Origin of the sequence: Chitinophaga sp. (assembly GCF_035564935.1) — a bacterium.
Lineage (GTDB): Bacteria > Bacteroidota > Bacteroidia > Chitinophagales > Chitinophagaceae > Chitinophaga.
Genome location: NZ_DATMTE010000278.1, coordinates 1 through 9,267, shown reverse-complemented (window position 1 = coordinate 9,267; position 9,267 = coordinate 1). Strand labels below are relative to the sequence as shown.

The 9,267-nt window shown below is 45.0% G+C and carries 7 protein-coding genes; all 7 read right to left on the bottom strand.

Annotated features, from left to right (window positions below; translation table 11 throughout):
• The coding region (locus VN105_RS07435; RefSeq protein ID WP_325639441.1) for a hypothetical protein at positions 1-182 on the bottom strand (182 nt) is incomplete at its 3' end.
• Between the two features lie 42 nt (positions 183-224).
• Positions 225-1,652, bottom strand: coding sequence for a PKD-like family lipoprotein (locus tag VN105_RS07430; protein ID WP_325639439.1), 1,428 nt, complete (start codon positions 1,650-1,652; stop codon positions 225-227).
• Between the two features lie 20 nt (positions 1,653-1,672).
• Positions 1,673-2,377 carry a DUF4843 domain-containing protein gene (locus tag VN105_RS07425; RefSeq protein WP_325639437.1) on the bottom strand — a complete coding sequence of 235 codons (705 nt, stop codon included), beginning with the start codon at positions 2,375-2,377 and terminating at the stop codon, positions 1,673-1,675.
• 13 nt (positions 2,378-2,390) lie between these two features.
• On the bottom strand, positions 2,391-3,806 hold the full coding sequence (locus tag VN105_RS07420) for a RagB/SusD family nutrient uptake outer membrane protein (RefSeq protein ID WP_325639435.1): 1,416 nt from the start codon (positions 3,804-3,806) through the stop codon (positions 2,391-2,393).
• A 9-nt stretch (positions 3,807-3,815) separates the two neighbouring features.
• Entirely contained in the window at positions 3,816-7,316 is a 3,501-nt protein-coding gene (locus tag VN105_RS07415; RefSeq protein ID WP_325639433.1) for a SusC/RagA family TonB-linked outer membrane protein, read from the bottom strand.
• 135 nt (positions 7,317-7,451) lie between these two features.
• Positions 7,452-8,621: a FecR family protein gene (locus VN105_RS07410; RefSeq protein ID WP_325639431.1), complete on the bottom strand. Its 1,170-nt coding sequence runs from the start codon at positions 8,619-8,621 to the stop codon at positions 7,452-7,454.
• 83 nt (positions 8,622-8,704) lie between these two features.
• Positions 8,705-9,267 (bottom strand): RNA polymerase sigma factor (locus tag VN105_RS07405; protein ID WP_325639429.1); only part of this gene is annotated, 563 nt, incomplete at its 5' end.

Genomic DNA, 9,267 nt, shown 5'->3' with positions numbered 1-9,267 from the left:
ACTATTCCTGAAAGGTAAACATACCCTGCTGTAAAGTTTCTCCCTTTGGCATACCCGGCCTTACTTACCAGGTCTTCAATATTACCGGTTAAGGTATACTTTGCATTTTTCACCTGCTGCCCGGACACGGTCAGAGAAAATAATATAAAACCAAGGAAAAAAAATAGTCTATTGCTGTTCATACTTTTAGTTAATAATAGTAAATGAAAAAATTATTGCCTGTCTCAGTTAGCTGATCTGTAGCTGAGATTTATAATCTCACCAAACCCGGTGAATTTCTTAACATAGGTGTGATTAATAATATCTCCCAGATTATCCAGGTCGAAATAATATACTTCCCCCGCAATTCCTGTGTTAGTTGCCACCACAATTCTTTTGCTGGTAAGGGGCAACATTTTCAGGTCTTTTATTTTTACGCCATCGGGAAACGTGTATACCATTTTCGAAGAATTCGCCAGTATATCATAGAGATAGATTTTATTATCTGCAGCATAGTAAAGATGCTTTACAACCCCCGAGGCAGCAAAAGCGGAGGCTTTCTCTATGTCCGGACTATTGCCGATCCGCTGGTTTAATTCCGGCGTTGCCCCGGTAAGCGAGTACAGATAGCGGATACCTGCATCATCCTGCATAATAAAGTAGATTTCATCAGATGAAATTACAGACTGCGTTCCATAGCTCCAGCCAATCATCTTCTTTCCAACATCAGCCATATTGAAACTACCGCCCGGACTCGCAGATACAGGAGTCAACATTCTGCCGCCCAGCGGAACAGACATAAATCGCCTGTACTTATTATCATAAAATAAAGTGATAGAAGTGGCGGAATTTATCACAACCGGGAAAAGGGTATAATCACCTGTTAGCCTTTCAGAATAAGGCTTCAATACATCCTGTGGATAAAACAAAGGTCCGATGCCTGCATACAGTCCTCCGTCAGCGACAATATACTGATCGTAGGGTATTTTATTCAAGGCATACGCGCATGAAGCAGTAAATTGCTTCGGCTCCGGAAAGATATCTGCGGTAGCACCATTCTGAATAAAATCGTCGGCATTGAACCTGTAAACACCCTGATCTGTAAAAAACATCACCAGCGCAAGATTTGCATAAATACTGGTAATACCGGCACTGACCCCCAGAGCCTTTCCCGGGTAAGTGGTCTTATTCACATCTTCCGCCGGAGAAAAGAACACGGAATCGTTTGCCCGGATAAAAGACAACCGGGCCTTCCCGTCCTGGTTTGCAGCCAACAGCCAACCCTCATAAAATGCTCCGTTTACAGTAAGCGGATACAACATAAAAGAAGATATACCCGTCTTCACACTTGTTACGGTATATATCAGGTCATATGAGCCTGGTGGCAGATTAACTGCCACTTTCAGGTCTTTCTTATCAGATATTATCACGGCATCTTCTCCTACCATATAGGCCTTCCACTCATAAGTATAACTATCCCCTGAAGGCATAGATTCTGTCAGTTGTGTTTGAATACTAAGTGTATCCAGTTGTGTTATCACAAATGAAGAATCAGCTGTTTTGATAGAAACCGTGTTTAGTTTATCATAGACAAACCCCTGATTATCCTTTTGACAGGAAGCCCAGGCCAGCGCCAATATTGCGAGGAATGCTCTGAATATATATTTACGCATGAATTTAATTTTGAATTGAACTAAAAGGTGACCACATTACCGGATTCATCTATCATTGGCCCATTGACGGCTTCGTATTCAGCAAGGGCATTTTGTAATTTAACCGGCAAATTATAATACCCATCCACACCGATTGCATCGTAAGAAAAATCAGAAAGGCCAGTAATCTGCACCATAAACCTGAACTTACGCTCACTGAATGCTCCGAATGCACTTTCCACCTCGTCCCAATAAGAAGGTTTAATGATCTTGTTACTCACGTCAATGATAATTTTTTCGAGGCTGGTTGTTTCTCCGATCTCACGCCCCGTAGCGCCTACCTGAAAATCCTTACCCGGTGCAACCTGGGCAATAAGCCGGAAAGTGGTGGTAGTCATCTCCGGTGAATTCAGCAGTACCACTGGATACTGCACAGTTAAAGCGCCGGCCGGCAATGTAATTTCCGGCAGCTCGTAGTCTTTGCCCTGCCTGGCCGTTGATCCCGCACCCGCTGTTACGGAAATAACCCGGGGATGGTCAGCTGCCGCACCTACCACACGCATTTTAAGAAAAACGGTATCCCTGTTTTTGGGAACGGGGGAATACGCAAAGGAGTAACTGAGGCTGTCTGCTTCATATTCATTTAAATAAAATGTAATCCCGTCGGGACCTTTATAGGTTGATACAATCTCCTTTTTACAGGCTACCATCAGAAACAATATGGTGAGAAATAACAAGTACTTCATAAAACAGGATTTATCAGTTGTAGTTAGGATTAAATTCCAGTTCAGACTCAGGTATAGGGAGCACATACTTACTGAGCGGAATCTCAGTGGTCATAAACAGCATTTTGGTTATCTTTTTCCGTTTATAGTAAAAGAATAACTGCCCTTCCGCGTAAAACTCCTTCTGATACTCTTTAGTGATTTCTTTCTCCAGTATTTGCTGGGTAATGGTACCTGCCTCTAGCTCAGGTAGCGCCCTGTTTTTCCGCACTATATTCAGATACCCGGCGCCTTCTTCCGGTGTGACGGCCGCTTCCGCCATGATGTAGTACATTTCAGATAAACGGATGGCTGGTACATGCTGATCCAGTCTGTCTGAATCCAGTGTATTAAACTGATATGTCTGCCAGAATTTAGAAGGAAAGGGGACGCCTCCGTCCTGTTCAATGCGGTAAAGAAATCTGAAGTCGGTGGCGCCGCCTGCTGCCGTTTCATAAAGTGTGTTAAAGTTAGCTGTACTTCTTGTCAGCTTCTGGTTGGCGCTTCCGTTAAAGCGGAAATATTGCTGTTCCGCCCAGTTCTTTATATCACGCACACGGATACAAAATATCTCTTCATCAATATAAAGGCGATCCCGGTAACCTGCAGTGGATGAAGCGGCATAAGGGGTTACAAACGGGAACTTACCGGAGTTCACTACCAGGGAAGCAGCCTGAAAAGCTCCCTGTTTATCTCCTGCGTAGATGCGGATCCTTGCCTCCAGGGCCTTTACAGCAAAATAGTTCATCCTGATGCGCCTGTTCTGTGAGCCCGATAAAACAGGATCAACATCTTTCATCAGATCTGTCGCCTCGCTAAGATCTGCGAGTGCCAGTGTCACTACTTCTGACGTAACGGAAGGTATTTTTGCATATTGGTCAACGGTAGTTTTATAGGGGATGGCCTTAATCGCTGCGCCTGCGGTATACTCAGGACCAAACATCCGCAATACTTCAAAGTGAAGGAATGCCCTGAGTCCAAGCGCCTCTCCCCGTATAAGCGCATAGCTTGTAGCAGAGAGAACATCTTTCCTTTTTTCGGTGCTGACAAGGATCTTATTTATACCGGCGATGGCAGCATATGCTGTATCCCAGATATTGTTGGTATATCGAATTACCTCTGCAGATGAAAAATTCAATGCCCGTGTTTGAACAAATGGGGCGCCGGCGCCAGACACTGCGTAGTTTTGTGCTAATGCTGACACAAATCCCATTGACAGGTTATCGCCATATAATGCCCGGCTCGCCAGTTGGGAATATACGCCGGTAAGCGCCTGTTGGAAACCAATCTCAGAGGCGAACAGCTGATTTTCCGAAATAACGGATTTAGGCTTTACATCCAGGAATTTTTTACAGCTGCTGAACCCCAAAGATGCGACCAGGCATATTATTATAGTCAAACTCTTTTTCATATTCATAATTTAAAAACCGGCTCTGAGTGAAAGGGAATAGGTACGGGCAAATGGATTGCTGGTACCACGTTCTATCTGAATACTGCTTGCACGGAAAAAGTCATTGGTGATGGCTGTCACCTGTAAACTCCGCATACCAAGTTTTTTTATAAACGGACTCCTGTAAAAGTTATATCCGAAGGAGGCTGAACTAAGCGTCAGGTTGTTATCGTTTTGAACAAAACGGGAGGTCAGGCGCGTAGGCTGGGTGGAAACACCAATACGTGTATATGGACTTACATCTCCAGGGCCGGACCAGCCGAGATCATATGCCCTCCGGTCTACGTTAAACGCGGGATCCACTGATTCAACACGGTCTATCAGTGTTTGATTATAGAGCTGGCCACCACATTGGTAATTGAAGATCAGGTTGACCTCAAAGCCCTTCAGCATAAAGTTGGTACCGAAATTACCATTCCATTTAGGCTGATTAATGCCCACCGGTACTTTATCTGCTGCGTCCCAGGTGAAAGTTCTCTTTCCGTCTTTTGTAAGATAGACTTCCGAACCGGTTGCCGGGTCGACACCCAGCGAGCGAACCGCATAAATGGTGTTAATTGATTCCCCTTCTTCAAACTGTATATTGGGAGTGACCTGATCAGTATTAGCCACGTTGAGTTTATTATTGGAAGCCTTGAGTTTATTGGATAATTCTTTCAGGATATTTTTATTGGTGAATCCATTTACATTCACTGACCATAAAAGTCCCTTAGCGCGCTTCTCCAGGATTTTATACCTTACAGAGAATTCGATCCCTGTATTCTGTATCTGGCCTAAGTTCTCTGCATAACTGCTGAAGCCCGTGGAGGGGGCAAGGGTGATCTGCGTCAGCGAGTTTTTGGTATTCTCACGATACAGGTCAAGCCGGAGATCCAGTTTCTCTCTTAACAATACGGCATCCATACCAACATTCGCCTTATACACATTCTGCCAGCTGAGGAACTCATTACCCAACCCAATGAGGACCGCTCCCAGTTCTCCGAAATAGCTGGTATTCGCACCAAAGTTATACCGGGATTGGGCGCTGTAAGCCGGAATATTGAGTGAACCGGTAGAACCATAACTGGCCCTCAGTTTAAGCCTGTTCACCAGGCTGCTTTTATTGAAAAATGCTTCATTATGGATATTCCAGCCAATACCGGCCGACCAGAATGTTCCAAATTTCTTTTCCGTTCCGTATTGTGATGATCCGTCCCGGCGGGCGGAAACATCGGCCAGGAAGCGGTTGTCATAACTATAACTTCCACTGTACACCACACCCACTCTCCTGATAGTGCTCTCATCACCAGTTGGTCGCCCGTTCGTTTCGTATTGTGCCGCAAACAACAGGTTATCCAGCTTGTCAAAAGGAAAGCCCTCCGTTACCACGGAATAATAGCTGCTATTACTGCTGGAAACATTAAACCCAAGCATTGAAAACAATTGGTGAGGTCCACGTGAGATATTGAGATTAGCGGTGGTCAGGCTCTCATAGTTAAAACTATTTTCATTTCTTACAGTATAACTTCCCTTTCTGCTGAGGTCCGTTATCTCTGCAAAACGGGAATCCTGGGCGGAATAAAACTGGTCTCCGGAGGCATTCTGTTTATTAAGACTCAGGCTTGTTTCCAGGTACAGGAATGGTACCGGTGTATAACGCATCTGGAAGTTATTGGAAATACCAAAGTACTGGTTGCTGTTCACAGAATGAAGACTGGCATCATACGCGGGATTCGTTTGCTTGTAATTAGTGTAATTTATCAGCAGATCCTCCAGCATTTGTTTTGGTTTCCCTTTCTCATCATAAGGCGCCCAATAAGGATTCATTGTTACATATTCTCTGAAGTTGCCGTAAGGAGATTCGTTTGACTTATTCTGGAAGATACGGATAGAGTTTTTGAACTGCAGTTTATTGACTACATAATTAAGATCAAACTGCCCGGAATAATTTTTCCGGTCCTGTCCTTTCATTACACCTGATTGCAGATCGGCGGAAAACTGCAATCCATAGCGGATCGATTGGTCTCCGCCCTGCAGATATAATGAGCTGCGGTTACTGATGCCATCCTGAACCGGGATCCTGAGCCAATCGGTATTCACGCCGCTTTTCATGGCTTTATACCTTTCATTGCGAAGCACATTCAGCTTGTGCTGAGCCTGCGAACTTGAGGAAGTATAAACCCCCGCCCGCTGCTCAAAATTAAGTTTTTCCGCAGCGTCTAAAAGATGATACACAGACAGGTCAGGAGTCGTAAACCGGAAATCATTGTTGAATGTTATCTGTATCCTGCCTGGTTTTGGAGTAACAGTAGTAACCACCATTACGCCGTTTGCCCCGCGGGATCCGTAAATGGCGGTGGCAGATGCATCTTTCAGCAAAGTGATACTATTGATTAGGTTCATGTCCAGGTCCACGATACGCTGAAGCGTTACTTCAAATCCATCAAGAATAAATAAAGGGGCATTAGGATTGGCAGAAAGCTCACCGGTGAGATTGGGAAATGAATTCTGCCCGCGCATCTGGATTTCAGGAAGCTGGTTAATGTTGCCACCGGCCACATTATTGGGCACAATCCTGAGAGAAGGATCAAGTGCAGATACAGCTGCGAATACATTATTGGCACTCACCTTTTTCAGTTCTGCACCAGAAATTGTTTTCGATGCGCCGGTAAAATTATTGCCCGAACGCTGGAAAAGTCCTGTTACCACTACGCCCTCAAGGCCTTTGATCAGCCTGGCTAAACGCACATTTACCACACCCGAAGGCAGCATGCGAAAATTGCTTTGGGCATTGCCTTCGGTTTGATCAGGTTGGGCATTGCCTGTAGTAATAGGTACCGGATCCGACATGATAGTATTATTGGCCGACAGTCGAAGCCCCATTGGCATATAACCGATAGATGATATGACAATGCCGGCATTCTCCGGTATATTATTCAACAGAAAACGTCCTTGCCCGTCAGTGGAAGTAGCAATCGTTGTTTTCGATACCATTATTGTTGCTCCCGGGAGCGGGTTTCCGTCAATATCCGTTACCTGGCCGGAAATAGAAGTGGTGGTGGCTGTTACTTCCTTCTTTGCCTCTACCGGTTTCGGATCTTTCATCTGTAATGCGATGGTATTATCATCCAGCTCATAGGTGAGCGGCGTTTCTTTAAGCAGCTCTTCCAGAAATTGCTTAAGCGGCATATTCTTCGCAGCAATGGTGATACTGCTGGTTTCCGTCATCCGCTGAATTTCGCGGCTCTTGAAAAAAGCGTAGTAGCCCGTCTGTTGTTCCAGCGCGTTGAGGGCTTTTATCAGTGGTACCTTTTTAGCAGAAAAAGTAACCGATTGCGCCAGCCCGGATGCAGACACCTGTAGAAGGGCTCCTGTTAAAAGGAGAATGGTTAGTTTCATTACCAGCAATGTTTGGTTGATAATCTTTTTTTTCCGGACCGCCGCCATATGGCACGCGCCGAAAATGCTTAGCTGATAAGCAGTTTTTTGCATAATTTGCAGGTGTTTGGTTGATAAATTGAGCGGCACGCTCTTTAATAACTAAGCTTTAAACCGGAAGTGGCTCCAATCACTTCTGGTTTTTCTTTTGGTTGGCCTTCTTTCTTACATATATAATTTTATCTGAATTTATTTTCTTTCTGTTATTATCAGCTTACGGCCTTCTGCAAGGCGGAAATTAAGCCCTGTACCGTCCATTAACCTGACCAGTGTTTTAAGGCTGACCTTCCGGCTTATTTTACCGCCAAACGGCACCTGTGAAATATGATGATCATAGGTCACCTCTATATCGTACCAGCGCTCCAGCTGTGTAGCTAATTCTTCTATAGTTACATTATTGAAATCAAAAGCGCCGTTTTTCCAGGCAATAGCTTTATTGATATCTGCATGATCAGTAACCGTAATATCGCCGGCTATACTGGCTTCCTGCCCTGGTACCAGAATAGCTTCGGCCTTCCCGCTACGGATATTTACCTTACCTGTTACCAGCGTTGCTTTCACCAGTGGCTGATCACCGTAAGCGTTTATATTAAAAGAAGTACCTAATACCAGTACCTGGGTTTTATCATTAACCAATACCCTGAACGGTTTGGATGGATTTTCCGCGACTTCAAAATAAGCCTCTCCTGTCAGCTGCACCCGGCGTTCCTTTTCCGAAAAGCGAACTGGAAAACGGAGTGAAGACTCTGCGTTAATCCAAACCTTTGAACCATCCGGTAAAACAATGGAGAACTGTCTTCCCCGTGGAGTAAGAACAGTATTCAGCGCTGCTGCATCCACCTCTCCGGACGTGGCATGTGCATAGGCCAGGCCCCCGTTGTTCAGTACTATGTCAACACCCGCCTGCGAAGCCACTGTTCCGTTGCCTGCAGTATCCAGCACCACTTTATTACCGTTTGCCAATATCAGCACTGCGCCGGGGCCACCAGGGGTAATGTCCTGAACAGCGATCTGTTCTTCATGGGCCGGCTTTGTTTTTAACCTGTTAACGGTGTACCAGCCGATAGCCAGCATAGTAAGTACGGCAGCCGCAACAGACAACCATTTCCGCCGTTTCGGCAGGAGCCGTTTCACAGGCGTTTCTGCCTCAATCTGCCGGAGTATTTCTTTCAACACAAACTGTTGCCGCGTTTCATCCCACTGCTGGGCCGTTGATTCGAGGGAACCCTGGATAGACGCTTTCATGGTTTCATCGTAAGCGCCCGTACCTACGGCTTCTGTAAATTCTGACAACTCGCCTGCGGAAATTTCGTTCTTACGGTATTTATCCAGTAAGGATTGGAAATGAATCTCATCCATAAACAGTTTTTAAGCGATACAATATAAAGACGACCGCCACGCCAAAAGTGGGTAGTTGAATTGAAAAAAATCTGTGTTGACTATTATTGCATCAACAACACCAACAAAATCATTAAAACTTCGGGGTCTTCTATATGGACCACTACATAGTGGCGAACTGCCCTGGTAGCCAATTTCAGATGGGTTCGCACAGTCTGGATACTGATCTCCATTCTTTCTGCGATTTCGGCATGGGAAATGCCCGACTCTTTTGCCAGTTGAAATATAATACGTTGCTGTGAGGGAAGGGATTCTACCGCTTGTTTCAAAATTCCTGCATATTCTTTCGCAGCCAGGATCTTAATAGGTGAATCAGGGCCGTCGTGAAGCAATTCGCCCAGCTGTAGCTGGTGATGTAGTTGGCGTGCACGCGCTTTAAAGGTGTCGAAAATAATATTCCGGGCAAGTATATACAGGTAATTCTCCGGTTTCTTTAATGTTCCCAACTGTGTGCGGGTTTCCCACATACGCATAAAAACAAGCTGCACGATATCTTCACATAGTGACTGATCCCCCTTGGTAAAAACCATAGCGGTATTATATACTGCAGCACTATATCTATCATAAAAAATAGAAAACTGCCTTACATCTTCATCCGGTATCTTTT

Excerpts from the sequence above, each read along its gene's own strand:
- VN105_RS07430 (WP_325639439.1), bottom strand. The coding sequence starts at position 1,652 with ATGCGTAAATATATATTCAGAGCATTCCTCGCAATATTGGCGCTGGCC.
- VN105_RS07420 (WP_325639435.1), bottom strand. The coding sequence starts at position 3,806 with ATGAAAAAGAGTTTGACTATAATAATATGCCTGGTCGCATCTTTGGGG.
- VN105_RS07410 (WP_325639431.1), bottom strand. The coding sequence starts at position 8,621 with ATGGATGAGATTCATTTCCAATCCTTACTGGATAAATACCGTAAGAAC.
- VN105_RS07415 (WP_325639433.1), bottom strand. The coding sequence starts at position 7,316 with ATGCAAAAAACTGCTTATCAGCTAAGCATTTTCGGCGCGTGCCATATG.
- VN105_RS07425 (WP_325639437.1), bottom strand. The coding sequence starts at position 2,377 with ATGAAGTACTTGTTATTTCTCACCATATTGTTTCTGATGGTAGCCTGT.